Annotated in this window: 16 protein-coding genes and 1 tRNA gene; 4 read left to right on the top strand and 13 right to left on the bottom strand. The window is 55.9% G+C overall.

Features of this window, described 5'->3' with window-relative positions; genetic code table 11:
* Positions 1–4 precede the first annotated feature (4 nt).
* Entirely contained in the window at positions 5–1,558 is a 1,554-nt protein-coding gene (locus tag K3556_RS07800; RefSeq protein WP_260519148.1) for a DUF853 domain-containing protein, read from the bottom strand.
* Between the two features lie 550 nt (positions 1,559–2,108).
* Here K3556_RS07800 and K3556_RS07795 point away from each other — a divergent pair.
* Positions 2,109–2,753, top strand: coding sequence for an invasion associated locus B family protein (locus tag K3556_RS07795; RefSeq protein WP_260519147.1), 645 nt, complete (start codon positions 2,109–2,111; stop codon positions 2,751–2,753).
* A 182-nt stretch (positions 2,754–2,935) separates the two neighbouring features.
* Here the strand turns inward: K3556_RS07795 and K3556_RS07790 are convergent, their stop codons facing one another.
* From K3556_RS07790 to K3556_RS07775, 4 genes are read right to left on the bottom strand one after another with little or no spacing between them, the layout of a single operon-like run.
* On the bottom strand, positions 2,936–4,144 hold the full coding sequence (locus K3556_RS07790) for a beta-ketoacyl-[acyl-carrier-protein] synthase family protein (RefSeq protein WP_260519146.1): 1,209 nt from the start codon (positions 4,142–4,144) through the stop codon (positions 2,936–2,938).
* Positions 4,145–4,158: 14 nt separating this feature from the next.
* Positions 4,159–4,425, bottom strand: coding sequence for an acyl carrier protein (locus K3556_RS07785; protein ID WP_260519145.1), 267 nt, complete (start codon positions 4,423–4,425; stop codon positions 4,159–4,161).
* Between the two features lie 28 nt (positions 4,426–4,453).
* Positions 4,454–5,560 (bottom strand): UDP-3-O-(3-hydroxymyristoyl)glucosamine N-acyltransferase, encoded by a 1,107-nt coding sequence (locus K3556_RS07780; protein WP_260519144.1) that lies wholly within the window; start codon positions 5,558–5,560, stop codon positions 4,454–4,456.
* A gap of 53 nt (positions 5,561–5,613) precedes the next feature.
* The gene (locus K3556_RS07775) at positions 5,614–7,239 is read right to left on the bottom strand and encodes a murein L,D-transpeptidase (RefSeq protein ID WP_260519143.1); all 1,626 of its coding nucleotides are present in this window, start codon (positions 7,237–7,239) and stop codon (positions 5,614–5,616) included.
* Between the two features lie 347 nt (positions 7,240–7,586).
* On the opposite strand from K3556_RS07775, the gene K3556_RS07770 reads away from it, so the two are divergent.
* Positions 7,587–8,168, top strand: coding sequence for a YcbK family protein (locus K3556_RS07770; protein WP_260519142.1), 582 nt, complete (start codon positions 7,587–7,589; stop codon positions 8,166–8,168).
* Between the two features lie 206 nt (positions 8,169–8,374).
* On the opposite strand, the gene K3556_RS07765 is transcribed toward K3556_RS07770, so the two are convergent.
* Both K3556_RS07765 and K3556_RS07760 read right to left on the bottom strand, forming a co-directional pair.
* The gene (locus K3556_RS07765) at positions 8,375–9,034 is read right to left on the bottom strand and encodes a cytochrome b/b6 domain-containing protein (protein ID WP_260519141.1); all 660 of its coding nucleotides are present in this window, start codon (positions 9,032–9,034) and stop codon (positions 8,375–8,377) included.
* Positions 9,027–10,685: a tetrathionate reductase family octaheme c-type cytochrome gene (locus K3556_RS07760; RefSeq protein WP_260519140.1), complete on the bottom strand. Its 1,659-nt coding sequence runs from the start codon at positions 10,683–10,685 to the stop codon at positions 9,027–9,029. Before K3556_RS07760 ends, K3556_RS07765 begins: the two co-directional genes overlap by 8 nt.
* A gap of 184 nt (positions 10,686–10,869) precedes the next feature.
* Here K3556_RS07760 and K3556_RS07755 point away from each other — a divergent pair, with 184 nt between their 5' ends.
* On the top strand, positions 10,870–11,610 hold the full coding sequence (locus K3556_RS07755) for a glutamine amidotransferase (protein WP_260519198.1): 741 nt from the start codon (positions 10,870–10,872) through the stop codon (positions 11,608–11,610).
* A gap of 36 nt (positions 11,611–11,646) precedes the next feature.
* On the opposite strand, the gene K3556_RS07750 is transcribed toward K3556_RS07755, so the two are convergent.
* From K3556_RS07750 to K3556_RS07725, 6 genes are all read right to left on the bottom strand, one after another.
* Positions 11,647–11,723: transfer RNA gene (locus tag K3556_RS07750), tRNA-Arg, on the bottom strand.
* 152 nt (positions 11,724–11,875) lie between these two features.
* On the bottom strand, positions 11,876–13,708 hold the full coding sequence (locus tag K3556_RS07745) for a M10 family metallopeptidase (protein ID WP_260519139.1): 1,833 nt from the start codon (positions 13,706–13,708) through the stop codon (positions 11,876–11,878).
* Positions 13,709–14,105: 397 nt separating this feature from the next.
* Positions 14,106–14,594 (bottom strand): 30S ribosomal protein S9, encoded by a 489-nt coding sequence (gene rpsI / locus K3556_RS07740; RefSeq protein ID WP_260519138.1) that lies wholly within the window; start codon positions 14,592–14,594, stop codon positions 14,106–14,108.
* Positions 14,595–14,596: 2 nt separating this feature from the next.
* On the bottom strand, positions 14,597–15,061 hold the full coding sequence (rplM, locus tag K3556_RS07735) for a 50S ribosomal protein L13 (RefSeq protein WP_260519137.1): 465 nt from the start codon (positions 15,059–15,061) through the stop codon (positions 14,597–14,599).
* Between the two features lie 160 nt (positions 15,062–15,221).
* Complete coding sequence (locus K3556_RS07730) at positions 15,222–16,220, bottom strand: SLAC1 anion channel family protein (RefSeq protein WP_260519136.1); 999 nt, start codon at positions 16,218–16,220, stop codon at positions 15,222–15,224.
* A 51-nt stretch (positions 16,221–16,271) separates the two neighbouring features.
* Positions 16,272–16,697, bottom strand: coding sequence for a PaaI family thioesterase (locus tag K3556_RS07725; RefSeq protein ID WP_260519135.1), 426 nt, complete (start codon positions 16,695–16,697; stop codon positions 16,272–16,274).
* A gap of 57 nt (positions 16,698–16,754) precedes the next feature.
* On the opposite strand from K3556_RS07725, the gene K3556_RS07720 reads away from it, so the two are divergent.
* Positions 16,755–17,552, top strand: coding sequence for an enoyl-CoA hydratase (locus tag K3556_RS07720; RefSeq protein ID WP_260519134.1), 798 nt, complete (start codon positions 16,755–16,757; stop codon positions 17,550–17,552).
* Positions 17,553–17,561: the final 9 nt, after the last annotated feature.

Raw genomic sequence — 17,561 nt, 5'->3', positions numbered from 1 at the left:
GGTGTCACCGTCCCTTGAACAGTGACCCGAAGATGCCACGCACGATGCGTCTGCCGGTCGTGCCCTTGAGTTCTTTGATCACCACCTTGACGACGGCTTCGCTGAACCCTTCATCGGTAGATTTGCGCGACCGCTGGCGTGACGTTGGCTTGTCATCTTCGGTGCCGGTATATCGACGTCCGGAGTTGAATTCGCGCAAGGTCAGTGTTTCGGCCTCAGCTTCGCGACGCTCCGCCTCTTCTGCTTCTTTTGCAGCGTCAGTGGCCCGTTTGGTCAGCATTTCATAGGCGCTATCGCGGTCCTGCAGCGTCTCATATTTCCCGGCTATCGGTGAGGCATCAATCAAGGCTTTCCGCTCCCCCGGTTCAATCGGCCCAAGCTGCGAGCTTGGCGGGCGGATCAAGGTCCGCTCGACCACACCGGGCGCACCCTTGCCCCCCAGAAACGAGGTCACAGCTTCGCCCACGCCAACTTCGCGGATCGCATCCTCGGTCGAGAACCGCGGATTGTCGCGATAGGTCTCGGCGGCTTGTTTCAGTTCTTTGCGGTCCTTGCCAGTAAAGGCGCGCAGCGCATGTTGGATGCGGTTGCCCAATTGCCCAAGAATATCTTCAGGCACATCGGCCGGGTTCTGGGTAATGAAATAGACCCCAACCCCCTTGGAACGGATCAGCCGTGCAACCTGTTCTACCTTGTCGACCAGTGCCTTTGGAGCGTCGTCAAACAGCAAATGCGCCTCGTCAAAGAAGAACACCAGTTTGGGTTTGTCCGGGTCGCCGACTTCGGGCAGTTCTTCAAACAGTTCAGACAAAAGCCACAGAAGGAAGGTTGCATAAAGGCGCGGCGCACCCATCAGCTTGTCAGACGCCAGGATGGAAATGCGCCCACGCCCGTCAATATCAGTGCGGATGATGTCGGCCAGATCCAGTGCGGGCTCACCAAACAGCTTATAGCCACCCTGGTTTTCCAGCACCAAAAGCGCACGTTGGATTGCCCCAACAGAACTTGTGGACACATTGCCATAGCGCAATGACAGTTCTTTTGCATTCTCGCCGACCCAAACCAGCAAGGCTTGCAGATCTTTTAGGTCCAGAAGCGGCAGACCTTGTTCATCGGAGACCCGAAAGGCGATGTTTAACACCCCTTCCTGTGCGTCCGTCAGCTCCAGCAGGCGTGACAGCAAAAGTGGACCCATTTCGGTGACCGTGGTGCGGATCGGGTGACCCTGATCACCAAACAAGTCCCAGAATGTGACCGGAAAGGCCTCATAGGCATAATCATCAAACCCGATTTTTTGGGCGCGGCTGGTAAAGGCCTCGTGCAGCTTGAACCCTTCAGATCCGGCTTTCGCCAGCCCAGAAAGGTCGCCTTTGACATCCGACATAAAGACCGGAACTCCTTGCGCGGCGAAACTTTCGGCCATGATCTGCAAAGTAACGGTTTTCCCGGTACCGGTTGCCCCGGCAACCAACCCGTGGCGGTTGGCGTATTTCAACAAGAGCCCTTGTTTGGTGGCATAATCTTCGCCCCCACCGCCTATAAAAATCGTACCGTCCATCTATGCGCCTCCCAAGGCCAAAAACCGTCTTTGATGAACAATACTAAATTAACCCACTTGTGCCAGAGTGGATTCACCCCGGGGTCAATGGCCTTTGGGGTTGACATCCTCCCTGTCAGACTGGCCTCGCCTTCGGGCGAGGCATTTTTATTAACATGATCAGCAAATTACATCATTCACCTAATGTATCATTCCCGCCCTCAGAAACCGACATATCGGGCCAGTTTTGCGTCGCAAAAGTTCTTGACCCCTGCGACCAAGTGCCATAGCGTCTGCCTCAATAAGCCGGTCAGTCCGGCAGGGAGAGAAAATAATGAAAAGGGTCTGCTTTGCGGGCCCTTTTCGATGTTTGGCGCCTCGTGACGAATTTGCCGAGCCCACTTTACCCAGCCAGAATGCCCGGTATTGCCACGCACAATTCGGCAATCTCTTGCCCATCCCCGCTGGTCAACGGAATGCACACAGGTTTTCAGGGGTTTTGGGCCTGACAGCCCTGCACGGGCATGTTATCCAACGCTCAAACAGACCCGATATATTATGAGGATCGAAAATGAAGGCTGAGCTGATTAAAACCCTGCCCCTTGCAGCGCTTTTGGCACTGGCGACCCCAGTGTTTGCACAGGACACGACCGAGGCGGCACCCGACGCAGCTGCGCCCGCAACTGAAGCGGCAGAACCTGCGCAACCCAATGTCGATTTGGGCGAACCGGCAAGCGACGCCCGTCAGCCCGGACAGACCTATATTGAAAAGGTCGTCGGCGATTGGGAACGCAAGTGTATTACTCTGCCTGAGGGTCAGGGCGACGATCCGTGCCAGATGTATCAACTACTGAAAGATGACAAAGGCAATGCGGTCGCCGAAGTGTCGCTGGGACGGTTGCCAGATGGTGGTCAGGCTGTTGCCGGGGCGACGGTTGTCGTGCCGCTTGAAACACTGTTGACCCAGCAGCTGACCATTTCGGTCGACGGCGCACAGGGAAAACGTTACCCGTTCCGGTTCTGCGCGCAGCCCGGTTGTGTTGCCAATATAGGCTTCACCAAGGCCGAGGTTGATGGCTTCAAACGCGGTGCAGCGGCCACTGTTACGATCGTACCGGCCGCAGCCCCTGATCAAAAGGTCAACCTGACCATGTCGCTGAGCGGCTTCACTGGCGCGTATGACGAGCTGATCGTTCCGACTGCACCACAGCAGTAACCGATTGATCTAGAACCTAAAGTGTTTCGCCAAAAACCTGCGACACCGGTTTTGGCGAAACGTGCGATAGGCTGAAATGTTGAGCGGCGTTTCGAATGATCCCTGTCTCAGGTTTCATTTGAAACGCTTTTTTAACGCCGCCTCTTCGGGGCGGCGTTATTCGTTCCGGTCGGTCCCGGTGGTCAGACAGCGCGCAGCGCAAGCACCGCGTTCAGCCCGCCGAAGGCAAAGGCATTTGACAGCACAGCATCAACCTTCACGTCTCGCGCGACATTCGGCACCACATCCAGCGCACATTCTGGGTCAGGCTCTTCATATCCTATGGTTGGCGCAATCACCCCGTCGCGCAACGCCATAATGCAGGACAGAAGCTCGACCGCGCCGGTGCCACCGATCAAATGGCCATGCATCGACTTGGTGGACGAAATCATCAAGTCATCCGCGTGATGCCCGAACGCATCTGCCACCGCAGCACATTCCGTCTTGTCATTGGCCGCGGTCCCGGTGCCATGTGCATTCACGTAAGTCACATCTTCCGGGTTCAGCCGTGCATCACGCATCGCACCGGTGATGGCGCGCGACGCGCCCTGTTTGGACGGCATCACGATGTCCGCCGCGTCAGAGGTCATTGAAAAGCCGACCACCTCGGCCAGAATTTCTGCGCCCCGGGCTCGGGCACGGTCGTAGTCTTCGAATACGAAGACGGCAGCGCCTTCGCCTTGCACCATGCCGTTTCGATTGGCCGAAAACGGGCGGCAGGCGTCCTTGGACATGACCCGCAGCCCTTCCCACGCCTTAATACCGCCAAAACACAGCATCGCCTCGGACCCGCCGGTGATCATGACATCCGCCATGCCGGTGCGGATCATCTGCATCGCCTGCCCCATCGCGTGGTTCGAGCTGGAACAGGCGGTCGCCACAGTGAAACTTGGCCCTTTCAAGTTCCATTCCATCGACACATGGCTGGCGGCGGCGTTGTTCATCAGTTTCGGCACCACGAACGGATGCACCCGGTTTTTCCCGTCCTCGTAAACTGTGCGGTAGTTTTCATCGAGCGTGTTCATGCCACCGCCTGACGTGCCCAAAATGACGCCTGAGCGGGTTGCAAGTTCGCCCGAAAAGCTCAACCCGGATTGGGTGATCGCTTCGCGGGCGGCCAACAATGTGAATTGCGTAAATCGGTCATACAGTGCGATTTGCTGGCGGTTGAAACTGTCTTCCGGCTCGTAGCCTTTGATCTGCGCCCCAATGCGGATGGACAGGCGTTCCACGTCCTGAAATTCAAGATCGCCGATCCCACAGCGGCCGTTGCGCATGGCATCAAGCGTTTCGGCCACGTTCCGGCCAAGCGCGTTGATCGTGCCTTGTCCGGTGATAACAACGCGTCGCATGTGATGTGTCTCCTTCAGGCTGCCTGCGTGGCAACCAGCCCTGAGACTGCCTGAATGATCGCATCGACCGACGAGATGTCGAAGTCGCCTTCGTTCGGGTCATTGGCATTGAAAGGCACCGACACATCAAAAGCTTCTTCGATCGCGAAAATACTTTCGACAAGGCCAAGGCTGTCGATGCCAAGATCCTCCAGCGACTGATCCATCGAAATGTCACCGGGCTCAATCATGGCCTGCTCCGCGAGGATGGCAATTACGCGATCTTTGATGCTGTCCGACATAGAGTTCCCTTTCGCGTTGCGCGTTTTTCTAGTCCTTGTCCACCAGTTTTGAAACAGTTTTTTGAAGCTCGCGCAGAGTCTCGGCCAACCGCGGAAGACGACGCAATTCGCGCCGGATCGCCATCTCGGTTTCGATCTTCACGGCCGGGCTTCCCAAAACCGCGCGCCCAGCGGGCACGTTGGTATAGATATTAGTGCCGCCGCCGGCGATTACATCATCGCCGATGAAAATATTGTCACTGACCCCAACTTTGCCGCCCAGAACGACACGGTTGCCGATCCGCGCAGAGCCCGATACGCCGACATTCCCGCACATCATGACATCTTCGCCAACATCTGCATTGTGACCCACCTGCACCTGACAATCGATCTTTGTGCCGCGACCGATGCGCGTGGCGCGGATCGTGCCACGGTCAATGGTCGAGCTTGCGCCAAGTTCGACATCATCGCCGATCTCGACCCCGCCCAGTGAATGCACGCGCGCCCAATGGTGGCTGCCGACCACCTGAACTGCTTTGTCACCGTCCGCCATCCCGCCGCGCAGGCTTTCGACAGCGCTTTCTTGATCCAACGTTACGTATGAAAAACCGTCACCACCAACGACAGAGTTGGACTGGCCGATATAGCGATCTCCAATGGTGCACAAATGTGCGATGCGCGCGCCCGGATGCAGCACAAGATCATCGCCGATCATGGTGCCATAACCGATTGAGGCATGGGGCGCGATTTGTGCGCCGGTCCCGATTGTGACATTGGCACCGACAACAGCCAAAGGTCCGATACAGGCGCCAGCACCAATCTTGGCGGTTTCGGCCACGACAGCGGTGGGGTGAATGCCCTTGGCGATACCCAAGCCCGGGTCAAGCGCATGTGTCAGAAGCGGCATCGCCGCCTTTCCCCGGTTCAAACAGATCGCGCCTTCCAGCCCCAGCGCTTGCCAATCGGCCCCATCCCACAACAACGCGGCGCGGGCCCGACCCTTGGCGATTCCATCGGCATATTTTGGGTCCATCGCGAGCGCAAGTTGATCTGGGCCGGCATCGGACGGCTCGGCAGCACCGATCAGGACGATATCCCCATTGCCCAGCACCTTTGTACCGAGCGAGGCGGCAATTTGCGAAAGAGTGAATTGCATCGGACCTCCTTGTCCCGGTGCAGGGCGCAATGCCCACACCACTGACAAAGGATTTACCCCCCTACGCCGCCAAGCGCCACCCCGGCGTTTTGCAGGGCATCCCAAACCTTGGCATCACGGCCATAAACGTCGCGACGATAGTTCATCCGTCCCTTCGCTGGGGCGACCGCAGTGCGATACACGATATGGACTGGAATATGCTCTTCCAGTTGGATCCGCGTCTCGCGGCCAGTGTTCAGCACTTTATGAAATGTGCCTTTCGGGTCGGACGATTGCTTCGCCAGGATCGCATAGGCAAAGTCGAACGGATCGCTCAGACGAATACAGCCGTGGCTGAACGCCCGAACATCACGGCCAAACAGACTTTTTGACGGCGTGTCGTGCAGATAAATATTGTATTTGTTTGGGAACATGAACTTCACCAACCCCAAAGCGTTGCGGCTGGAGGGCGGCTGCTTGATCGCGAACGGGAAGGATTTGGCAGAGAACGCGTTAAAGTTCACTGCGGACCGGTTGACCACACGCCCCCGGCTGTCGATTAGTTTCAGGTGACTAACCGCATTTGGATTGCGCTTGAGCATCGGAAGATACTCTTTTGTCGCGATTGACCGCGGCACATTCCAGGTCGGGTTGACCACCATAAACTCCATAACGTCAGAAAATTCTGGGCTGCGACGATCAGGTTGGTTTTTGCCGATCACCGACCGGGTGGCAAACGTGACCCGACCGCCGTCAACGATCTTGGCGGTAAAGTCTGTGAGGTTCACCCAGACATGCCGTTTGCCGCGCTCGATATTCGTCCAGCGTTCCCGCTCCATCGCGACTAGGATAGAGGCAAGGCGCTTTTCCAATGGCGTATTGATCTCTGCAATCGTGCCCGCCCCGGCAACACCATCAGAAACCAGGCCGTGGTCTTGCTGGAACTGTTGCACAGCCTTCTGGATCGATGCGTCATAAGATTGGCTGGCCGAGCGGTTAAGATAGCCCATGCGAATCAAACGGTTACGCAAAGCCACCACAGCTGGTCCAGCCTGTCCTGGCTTCAGCGAATTGGCCGACACCGGAGCGCCCCATCCGCCCTTTGCCAACAGGCTTTCTAGCCGCAGCTTTTCCTTCATCAAGCGCGCGTATTCCGGGGATGTCGGCGGCAGCGCTTTCAGGAACCCACTGGGATTGGATTTGACGAAATTTGCCAGCAAGTCGGCACCGCTTTGGCGTGGAGCCTCACGCACGATACCACTGTCCACTCGCGACGGCGTCACGATACCGCTGTGGACGTCGTGGGCGTAAGACAAGAAAAGCTTCGACATCGCGACTTCAACGCGGCCCAAATCGCGCAAGCTGGTCACGCTCTTCAACTGAGCCATCAGCCCTTCGGTATCGTAATCAGGTAAACCGTGATTGTCGGCGGTTGCCACCGCTTTTAACAAAGCGCTGCGGCGCGCGATGTCAGTCAGTTCGGTTCCAGTCCAAATTGGCTGATAGCCATTTGCCCGGTAAAACTCAGCGATCTCTGTGTCGCGTGCGGCCGCTTCTGCAACGGCCTGCGCAAAGGCGGAAACTCTGGTTTGCGCCTGGACCGGCAAGGCCGTTGTTGTTAGGAAGAAAATCCCCGTCAAAACGGCAAAAACCGCCGAAAAAACTGAGGTACGACGTCGTGGCAGCGCGTGCGTATTCATATTTTGCCCAATAGTAAAAACCTGCTGATAATGCCTGATATTCCACAACTGGCCCTAACAAGTCCATTCACAAAGCCGCTAAACGTGCGAGTTCCGATACGGCGTGCCCTCCAGCCCATGCTTTGGCGTGTTTGGGCCACGGTTAACCACTTTTTGAGCTATTTCAGCAAATTTTTGCCGATTTCACTTGAACACGTTAAGCAACTGAAATCTTTGCTTGGCCCGCGATTCGAGTTGTGCCATAAGTTCCGCATGCCTGGGGAAGAGGCTAAAAAACTTGTTACCTTGATAGGACAACGATCCAAATCAGGTGCTCAAAACAGGCAAGCGATGGGACACGCTGAGACATGACTAACGACACTTCCGTCGGATCGAAATCCGTATTGACACGCCGTGGGTTGCTGGGTGCTTTTGCCGCCACTGCTGTATCAGCCGCGCCGATGTATGCAAATGCCGCGGGCTTCCTGCGCGGCGGGGGCGATGTCCGCAGGCTCGCCATGTATTCCGGTCGCACCGGCGAAACGATCAATATGATTTATTGGATCGAAGGCAAATACATCAAAGATGCCTTGAAAGAGATTAACCACTTCATGCGCGACTGGCGCGTGGACCAGTCGATCAAAATTGACACGCGCACAGTTGATATCATGGCAGCCGCTCACGGGCTGATGGATGCACGTGAACCCTATATGATGTTGTCGGGGTATCGGTCGCCGAAAACCAACGCAATGTTGCGGTCACGCTCGCGCGGCGTCGCGAAGAATTCTCTGCACATGAAGGGTCAGGCAGCTGACCTGCGACTGAAATCACGGTCGGTCAACCAGATCTTCAAAGCCGCTGTTGCGTGCCAAGGCGGCGGCGTTGGCAAGTATTCTGGATCGAACTTTGTGCATATGGATTGCGGCGTGGTTCGAAACTGGGGCCGGTAACACTGCGTTACGCACCGTATCTGAGAAGATGACAAAGGCCCCCTTCTGGACGGGCCTTTTTCTTTGTCGGCATGTCAGTCATCTAAAGCGCCCCTACCCCCTTCGGTAACCCGATCGATGCATCGGTCCAGCCATCACAGCTAAGAAAAAGCGTGCGCAAAGATCCCTTCGCACACGCTGCTTTCAAGAATCTTTAGATATCCGCTCTATTTGGGCATCAAGCGACCCGGCTCATTGGTTTCCAGATAGGCTTCCTGCTCTGGTGTCAGATCGACACAGTCATAGCCGGTCACCATGGGGCGCACATGTTCGCGGAAACCATGACCCACCGTCAGAAGGTAGACATGGGTCACAACGAAGGCTGCGATGACATAGGCCGCCAGCAGATGCACATTGGCGATGACATAAAGCGCAAAAGTTGACCCCTCGTCGGCAGCCCAGAAATTGTAGGTCAGATATAGCAGCCCCGAGCCCCAGATTGCCGGAAACACCACCATCTTCAGCCCGAAATAAGTTAAGGCTTGAAGTGGGTTGTGCTTGCGCCAGAACACCTTGCGATACGGAGGTTCTTCCCCCTTGAACACACCATAAGCATAGAAACGCGCCATCTTGAAAAGCCCTTCCAAATGCGGCACGAACTGTCGCCAGGTTCCGGTGGTAAACAGCCAAAACGTAGCAAAAATCCAAACCGCCAACAGGATCAGCGCGGCAATGGTATGGAGCATCACCGCCGGTCCGAATGGCAGCAGCGAATGCAGCCCGTTCAACCCAAACCCCGTGAACAGCAAAACCATAATCATCAGCATCTGAGTCCAGTGCCAAAGGCGCTCAAACCTCGGGTAAACCTTGACGATACGTCTAGCCATGATCGGATCCCCCTCTACGTCCACCAGCGATGCGCAGGATGATGTGAAGTCCGACGCCAAGAATGGTCAGCGCCACCAACGCCATGCCCAGCAAGCCGACGGGTGAGCGCGGGTTGGTGCCGGGCATATAGACCGCAGTAATGCCATCCATCCGCCCGTTTTCAGCATGGCACGCGGCGCAATCAAGCGCGTCCCGCGCCGGTGCCACCATATGCGTGATCGGCCAATACATCTGCGTATCAACAAAACTGAAATTGCCCGAATAGTCCTGTCCGGCCGCCTTCATTCCGGCCTCGATCGCTTTCGGCCAGTCAAAATTGGTCCAGAATGCCGTATCTGTGGTCGGCCCCCAGACATGCGAATAAGCCAGCTTGTTGCTGTCTGTGTCATAAGCCTGCCGCCCCTCCATCCGCTTGAAGGGCCAGATTCGGCTGTCCGCGCCGCCGGCAATACCATTGATCCGGTTTACCTCGACAATGGTGGTCGGATCGATCTCTTCCCCGGTCGCATATTCAACATGGCCGTTGAACCAAGCGTAATGTGGAACGACATCCTCGCCCCATTTAAAATCGCCCTTGGTGGACAGATAGGTATGAAGCTCTTGGCCATCGGACTGTACAAAGTTTGCTTCGTGCATTGGCTTGCCATCGGGGCCCATCTTGCCCGCCGTGGACCAGTCCCAATAGGTCTTGGTCGCCACACCGCCGCGCGCAAATGCGGGGATGTGACACGACTGGCACGCCACTTTGTCGGTGTGGTCGTTCAATTTCACACCTTTAATATTCAACGGGTGCGGATCGTTATCGTGGCAGCTTTCACAGGTCGCGGCAGTGCGGACAGCGCCCGGCTTCCCCGTGCCGACCACGTCTTTCGCAACAGTGTCATAGCGCGACCCGGCCCAACTGTGCTTGTCCTCCACATGGCAGGTTGAACAGGTGAAGTTCAGACCATCCGGCGACATATGCACATCGACCTCTTTCGGCGGCGCATAAAGCGCCGAGCTCAGGTCACCGTGTTTCACGTTGTCCCCGCCGCCGCCGTAAAAGTGGCAATTGCCGCAATTGTCGCGTCCCGGCATACCCACCGATTGAGCAGCCTTGGTCAAATCGACAGGCCACGCAAGCGATCCGGTGATTGTTTTTGTGCCAGGCTTTACGGGATCCAGCGGTGGATGCCCCGCGCCCGTGGCTGTTTTGGTGTATTGCCCGGACCGGTCGTGGCAGACCAAACAGTCGGGCGCGACGCCGGCTTCTGCGGGCGTGACCGACATGTCATCCCAGCCATACCCTGCGTGGCAAGATGTACAGCGCGCTTCATTCCCGGCCACGTTGCCACAGAAAGCATTGATTACTTTTGACTTTCCCAGTGTCTGGCCGCTGTCACTCTGGTAATCCCACGTGAAATGGATGGCATGCATGATCTGATCATCTGCCGCGTTGTGACAGGTCAAGCAGGCCTGCGTAACCTCGGGGCCCGTCGAAAAGGCTTTCTGCAAAACCTCAAGTTTTGAATGATCCACCGTCGCTGTTGTTGGAATGGGAGGCGGCGCAGGTGGCGGGGTCGGCTTGGCATTCTGACCCTCGGCCAGAACATGGTGTCCGGCCCCGACAGCCCAAATAAAGGCAAGTGTGATCGTCAGGTAATGTCGCATGGTCATGCCTCTCCTCGTCTCCGGTTCGCGCCGCGGAGGAAAACATTCATAATGCCTAATGTGTACACGGATAAGGAACGCCAGGATACGGACCAAATTGCCGCATCCCACCCGATCCTCGTTGCATGTGATTGACCCGACCTTTGCCGTTTGGCATCGTCGCGCGACAAGCAACGAGGTGGCGATGAAACCCTTCCTGATCCTGCAACTCCGCCCTGAAACGGATGCATCCGACGATGAGTTCCAAGCTTTCCTGTCGAAAGGTGGATTGGCACATAACGAGGTTCACCGTATCCGGCTGGATCAGGAAGACATCCCGGCTGAGCTGTCGCTGGAAGACTATGCCGGTGTGATCGTTGGTGGAGGTCCCGGCTGTGTTTCGGACGCGCCCGGGAAGAAATCGCCGATCGAGGCCAAGATAGAAGCCGATTGCCTTGCCCTCATGCCGGATATCACCAAGCGCGACATGCCCTTTCTTGGTTGTTGCTACGGGATTGGCATTCTGGGCCACCACCTTGACCCCGGCGCGGTATCCAAAGAAAAATACGGAGAGCCCGTCAGCGCAACTGATTGTCGCCTGACCGAAGATGGCGCAACTGACCCGCTGCTAACTGGCATACCGGATAAATTTGAAGCCTTTGTTGGCCACAAAGAAGCGATGCAAACCTTGCCAAAGGGCTGCGCCCATCTTGTCATGTCAGAGCGGTGTCCATTCCAAATGATCCGATATGGGAAAAACGTGTATGCGACACAGTTCCATCCCGAGGCCGACGCCGGAAATTTTGAGACCCGGATCGGGATCTACAAACACCACGGCTATTTTCCGCCCGAAGAAGCCGATGCTTTGGTTGAGATGGTCCATGCTGCAAACGTGCACGCGCCCGCGCAGATTCTGAGGAATTTCGTTGCGCGATATCGGGCCTGATCGGGCCGCGACCAAAGTCTTTGTCAATGTTGAAAATGGCGCACCCGAGAGGATTCGAACCTCTGGCCTCTGCCTTCGGAGGGCAGCGCTCTATCCAGCTGAGCTACGGGTGCCAGTGACACGTGGTCAGGCCGGGATATAGGCCATCACCCCAACGCTCGCAACACGAAAAGAGCCTGGGTTTTCATGGCGCGGGGTCGAAGCCGCCATTTGCTTAGTAACCAATCACATAACAGATGTGAAAGCCGGTTCTAGAATGTCATCCTCAAATAATGAAATCATACCAATGCAGTGCGTCTACGCCGGCGACCTCAATATCGAAATCCGCAACAGCGTCGCCATCGACGTCCGCCCTGACGTAGGAAACATTACCAGTGTCCAGAACCCAGACCGAGTGTGCTCGGGCACCGTTCAAAGAGAATGAGAAGTTTTGGTTGCCGTCTACGTTTGTGTTCGCGTCGATCTGGCGGAAATGAAAATCATCTTCGCCGCTGTCAAACTGAAACACACGATCGCGACCTGCACCCACGGCGCTCTCGTTGATGTCTCGAAAAACAAACACATCCTTGTGAATGTCTACACCCGCGTAAAGGTAATCTCGGCCTTCGCCCCCATCAAGAATATCAGCGCCGTGCCCGCCCTGTATGTTATCCCCACCGGCCCCACCAAAAAGCTTGTCATGGTGATTCTGGCCAAAAAGCCTGTCATTGTCATCGCCCCCGACAAGCATATCATTATGATTACCGCCGAAAAGCTGGTCCTTGCCAGCGTCACCAGAGAGTAAGTCGTGACCATTGTTGCCTAAGATGACGTTGTTCTCGCTCGATCCGAAAATCCTGTCACTCGCCTGGCCGCCGTAAACGTGCTCGATGCCCACTAGGGTGTCGGAACCGTATCCTGTGTTTTGCGAACCGACGTGATCCAAATCCACATAGACCCGGCTGACGCCTGTAAACATGATCCAATCCGAACCAACGCCACCATCATACAGGTCGTCGCCGGAAGCGGCATAAAGCTTATCATTGCCATCTTCGCCATACACCAAATCTGAACCGGATTTACTGTAAATCAGGTCGTTTCCATCACCGCCTCTCAGTCTATTGAATGCCTGGTTGCCGATGATCTTGTCATTGCCGAATCCGCCAACTGCGTTTTCGATCACTGTGCCCACGGCAAGAGCCAGGTTGCCTTTCAATCCGCCTATATCTGATAGGGTCGGTTTCCCTCTAGCGGCAGAAGAAATGGTAAGATCGATAACCTGGTTGGCGCTCCAACCGGAAAAATCGAGCGTATCGCGACCTCCGCCATCGGCAATGGTATAGGCATTTGTATCGCTGTACTGCCACATTCTGCTGAGCACCGGATCAACATGCGCTGCAATGGTCGTGTTGAAGCCATAGGTGGTATCGTCGGTGAAGGCGCTGGACGTCCCGAAAGTCTTGCCACCAGGCCCACCGAAGGATTGGGGCCCATACATGCGATCAAGCGCCAGCAAATCTGCTGCCATGTATGTCTGTAGGTAAGCAAAGTCCGCGTTGATGTTCCGGTTTTCCGTTTGTGAGAAATAGGACATGATACTGTTTTGCCAGCTATCATTCGCGAAATCGGCATCTCGCGGAAAATAGGCTGAACCGTCGTAGTTGCTCTGGTGCCCTAGGCCAAGAGCATGACCAATCTCATGTAAGATGGTTTGAAAAGCATAATCGTTAGGTTTGACAGACCCACTTGCCCATGAGTTCGCAATGTTGACATATGCGTAGTCAATGAAGCCATTGCCGTTGTCGTCCACTGATCCGCTATAGGCCCCGGCGTATTTGTCACCAAAAGCTATATCAGCATTGTAGAACGAGGAGGACTCGGTGAATTCGATCCCGGTCGCATTTGAAAGATACTTAAACGCATCATGCACAAGCTCTTTTCGACCTTCTGATATTCCGTTCGAGTCGAACCAGCTTGCACCCAAAGAATAAGAAAGCGACCCAAACTTAATATCTTGGCCATAAGGTGACAAATTCCATTTGGTTGGGGCAAACCCCGTCTGAATCCAGTACCCGTTTGCCAAATAACCTGACAACGTAAACAGAGACCCATAAGTCATCTAAAACCACCTTTACAATTTTACTCAGCGCCTTCCGCTTCACACCAACAACGACAAGAAAACCTTGAAACCTTGGCGGGTGTGGTCAATTCGCCTTGCACATAACATCAAAATTCAAAAACGCGACTGAGTTCTCAGTTCAACTCAACTAAATGTTAACAGCACGCAAACTATCAAACAGAGAACTTTTTTCTACCCAAAATTTACCTATGATTGTGTCGCCAGATGCGGCAAATCGCGGAAAAAATCGTTGTTGGTAAATGAGAGTACGTGGGAGCAGGTCCAACAACGTTCCCAGTTCCAATTGAATCCAAAGACGTGACGCCCTATGCATAAAAAAAACAAGCGCTCACAACGGTAAGCGCTTGTTTCAATTTTAAGACTGCAAGCCTGCGGATTAACGCTTCGAGAACTGGAAGCTCTTACGGGCTTTGGCTTTACCGTATTTCTTACGTTCCACGACGCGGCTGTCGCGGGTCAGGAAGCCAGCGGCTTTCAGGGCACCACGCAAGCTGGGTTCGTAAAGCTGCAGAGCTTTCGAAATCCCGTGCTTCACAGCACCAGCTTGACCGGACAGGCCGCCGCCTTTGACGGTGGCAACCACGTCAAACTCGCCTTCAACGCCGGCGATTTGCTCGGGCTGGCGGACGATCAGCTGCAGAACGGGACGTGCAAAATAGACGCCCATTTCTTTGCCGTTCACGGTAACCTTGCCGGACCCCGGTTTGATCCAGACACGGGCGACCGCGTCCTTACGTTTGCCGGTAGCATAGGAGCGACCCAGCTCGTCACGGACGGGCTCGCGGGGTGCTGAAATCTCGACCACAGCTTCGGTGCCTTCAGCAACCTCGTTCAGGTCTTCGAGTGTTTTGATCTCTTCAGCCATGATCAGCCCTCACGTGTGTTCTTGGAGTTCATGGATTTGACGTCCAGCACTTCGGGGCTTTGCGCCTCGTGGGGGTGCTCGGCGCCAGGATAGACGCGCAGATTGGTCATCTGCTGACGGCTCAGCGGACCGCCCGGCAGCATACGCTGTACGGCTTTGGTCAGCAGACGCTCGGGGTGGTCACCCTCAAGGATCTGACCTGCGGTGCGCGACTTGATGCCGCCCGGGTAACCGGTGTGCCAGTAGTGCACTTTGTCAGTGCGCTTCTTGCCGGTCATTTGTACTTTGTCCGCATTGATCACGATGACATTGTCACCCATGTCCATATGCGGTGTGAAAGTGGCTTTGTGTTTGCCACGAAGACGCACTGCGATGATCGACGCAAGACGGCCCAGAACAACGCCTTCGGCGTCGATCAGGATCCACTTTTTATCGATATCTGCAGGCTTTGCAGAGAAGGTTTTCATCAATTCAGCCCTGATTGGGTTTCGGATGGGCTGGTTTTAGAGGTTTTTGCTCTGCCGTCAAGCACAGAAAAACGCTAAATATCCCGTCTTATCAATGGGTTAAAATTATGGTATTATTTTACCCCATCCGATGTATCACCTATATCCGCCGCCAACTACCCTATTCCGGCTGGCAGATTTCGCCCCGCGCAATCGCCTGACCGGTGCGGAAAACCAATCCGGCAACCACCACGACCAGCAAAATCAGGATCAACACGCCAATGGTTTGATGGCCGCGCGACCCATCAAGCTGTGAGAAGCGGAAGGAGGCGATGGACAAGGCGGCAGGCGGAAAGCTCAACGCCCACCAGCTGAGTGCAAAGGGCAGCTTGGCCAGCTTTGGCACCTGCGCAACCACCAGCACGGCAAAGATATAACCGGCATTCAACAAAATGCGGGCGAAACCATCAATTTCTCCTGTCATGCTGACATAGGCCAGAAACGCGACTGCAGGCGGGGCGATCAGGATCACCATTGTTGGAAACAGACGCGCGACGATCGGGTCATGAAAGATCAGGCGATTCATCACCAATGTCAGCAGGACAATCCAGAAGATGATGCCGCCGGAAAACAACAACCACGACGTCTCGATATACCCAAGCCGAGCGCCAAGAATGGGCACGATGACGTTGCCCACGGCGGGGATGAACCATGCAGGGGTCAGGTGACCCACTTGAAAACTGCGGTGGCTGATCCAGCCTGTAATAACAGCAACGGTCAGAACACCCTGCCCCACGACGCCGACCAGCCAAATCCATTCGGCAAGTGGAGCGCTATAGGTATGGATCGCCGTCGCTAACAACAGCAACGACACGGTGAATGTTGGAAAAAACGCAAGCTTCACCGGGTGATGCCATTCCTCGACCACCATCGCAGGGTAGCGCAGCGCCTTCGCCACATAGAACGCAGAAACCACCAACAACACCGCCGCGCCGATCAGCAAGACAAGCGATGACGCATGTAAGAGCCACTCATAAGCCGGAGCGCCGGCATGCAGCGCAAGGGACAGCCCCATAAGCCCCATCACAATGGCAAAGAAGGTCACCGGAAAATGGGCCAGTCGACTGGTTTCGGCCGGCGGTGTGATCGGATCTGGCGTGTCGGTCATTTGGTCGGACATCTGCCCCTCGTGTCATGGGTTCTGGGTTAGGTACGCCCCTGCCAATTGACCTTAATCCCGTTCTGGCGGGATGGAATAGGTCAAACTGGCGCGGGCGACGGGCGCGTCATTTCCCTCGGAGTGGATCAGCACATCACCCACCGCCAGCACACGGCCCAGCTTGTGCAGGCGCGCATGGGCAACGAGATCGGTGTTTGCGGCGGGTTTACGCATAAAATCGATCGAGCAGTTGGTGGTGACAGCCAGCGCCTTTGGCCCGATCATAGCAAGGATTGCCAGATAGATTGACACATCCGCAAGCGCAAACATCGTCGGGCCCGAGACTGTGCCGCCCGGCCGCAGATGCTTGTCGCCAATTCGGGTGCGCACGGTAACCTGGAGCGGTGCGACATCCGCAATCTCGAAATCCGGGGCGACCTGTGGAAACTCAGCCTCCATGAAGCTTTGAAGTTCATCGCGCGACATTTTCAACTGCATGGTTTCCCCCCGTGAATTTCCCGCCTATCGTGTGCCGGAAACCCATTGGAGGACAAGATGGCAGACCCACTATTGATCCGCGAGGACGCTGCGTCAGTTGCGCGCTTGACCCTGAACAACCCCGGCGCGCTGAACGCGCTGTCGGACGCGATGCTGGCCGCCTTGAAGGCCGAGTTCTCGGCGTTGGCTCAGGACAGCTCGATCCGTGCCATCGTGATCGCGGGCGCGGGCAAGGTGTTCTGCGCGGGTCACGACCTGAAAGAAATGACCGCCGGCCGTCAGGCTGCGGCTGGTGGGGCTGCCTATTTCAAAGACCTGTTTGATCGCTGCGCCGAGGTGATGTGCATGATCCCCCGCCTGCCCCAACCGGTGATTGCCGAAGCCCACGGGATCGCAACTGCCGCTGGTTGCCAGCTGCTCGCGACCTGCGACATGGCGGTTGCCGCGGAAGGCACACGATTTGGCGTAAACGGCGTGAATATCGGGCTGTTCTGCTCGACCCCTATGGTGGCGCTGACCCGCAACGTGCCCCGCAAAATCGCGTTCGAGATGCTGACCACCGGCGAATTCATCGACGCCTCCCGCGCCCGCGACATCGGTTTGGTCAACCGCGTTGTGCCACATGAAGACCTTCGCGCGACAACCGATGAGCTGGCACGAACCGTGGCATCGAAACTTGGTGCGGCGGTCAAGATCGGCAAAGCGGGGTTCTATGATCAGGCCGACATGCCCCTTGAAGACGCCTATGCTTTCGCGGGGGCAGCCATGGTCGAAAACATGATGCTGCGTGACACCGAAGAAGGTATTCAGGCCTTCATTGAAAAGCGCAAACCCGACTGGGACCAAAACGCCTAATCGGCGCTA

The sequence above is a fragment of the Aliiroseovarius sp. M344 genome, from assembly GCF_025140835.1.
Lineage (GTDB): Bacteria > Pseudomonadota > Alphaproteobacteria > Rhodobacterales > Rhodobacteraceae > Aliiroseovarius.
This window is presented reverse-complemented; position numbering and strand designations above follow the sequence as displayed.

What these genes read in the sequence shown, in the direction of transcription:
- K3556_RS07800 (WP_260519148.1), bottom strand. Translation starts at nt 1,558, where the DNA reads ATGGACGGTACGATTTTTATAGGCGGTGGGGGCGAAGATTATGCCACC.
- K3556_RS07795 (WP_260519147.1), top strand. Translation starts at nt 2,109, where the DNA reads ATGAAGGCTGAGCTGATTAAAACCCTGCCCCTTGCAGCGCTTTTGGCA.
- K3556_RS07790 (WP_260519146.1), bottom strand. Translation starts at nt 4,144, where the DNA reads ATGCGACGCGTTGTTATCACCGGACAAGGCACGATCAACGCGCTTGGC.
- K3556_RS07785 (WP_260519145.1), bottom strand. Translation starts at nt 4,425, where the DNA reads ATGTCGGACAGCATCAAAGATCGCGTAATTGCCATCCTCGCGGAGCAG.
- K3556_RS07780 (WP_260519144.1), bottom strand. Translation starts at nt 5,560, where the DNA reads ATGCAATTCACTCTTTCGCAAATTGCCGCCTCGCTCGGTACAAAGGTG.
- K3556_RS07775 (WP_260519143.1), bottom strand. Translation starts at nt 7,239, where the DNA reads ATGAATACGCACGCGCTGCCACGACGTCGTACCTCAGTTTTTTCGGCG.
- K3556_RS07770 (WP_260519142.1), top strand. Translation starts at nt 7,587, where the DNA reads ATGACTAACGACACTTCCGTCGGATCGAAATCCGTATTGACACGCCGT.
- K3556_RS07765 (WP_260519141.1), bottom strand. Translation starts at nt 9,034, where the DNA reads ATGGCTAGACGTATCGTCAAGGTTTACCCGAGGTTTGAGCGCCTTTGG.
- K3556_RS07760 (WP_260519140.1), bottom strand. Translation starts at nt 10,685, where the DNA reads ATGCGACATTACCTGACGATCACACTTGCCTTTATTTGGGCTGTCGGG.
- K3556_RS07755 (WP_260519198.1), top strand. Translation starts at nt 10,870, where the DNA reads ATGAAACCCTTCCTGATCCTGCAACTCCGCCCTGAAACGGATGCATCC.
- K3556_RS07745 (WP_260519139.1), bottom strand. Translation starts at nt 13,708, where the DNA reads ATGACTTATGGGTCTCTGTTTACGTTGTCAGGTTATTTGGCAAACGGG.
- rpsI (WP_260519138.1), bottom strand. Translation starts at nt 14,594, where the DNA reads ATGGCTGAAGAGATCAAAACACTCGAAGACCTGAACGAGGTTGCTGAA.
- rplM (WP_260519137.1), bottom strand. Translation starts at nt 15,061, where the DNA reads ATGAAAACCTTCTCTGCAAAGCCTGCAGATATCGATAAAAAGTGGATC.
- K3556_RS07730 (WP_260519136.1), bottom strand. Translation starts at nt 16,220, where the DNA reads ATGTCCGACCAAATGACCGACACGCCAGATCCGATCACACCGCCGGCC.
- K3556_RS07725 (WP_260519135.1), bottom strand. Translation starts at nt 16,697, where the DNA reads ATGCAGTTGAAAATGTCGCGCGATGAACTTCAAAGCTTCATGGAGGCT.
- K3556_RS07720 (WP_260519134.1), top strand. Translation starts at nt 16,755, where the DNA reads ATGGCAGACCCACTATTGATCCGCGAGGACGCTGCGTCAGTTGCGCGC.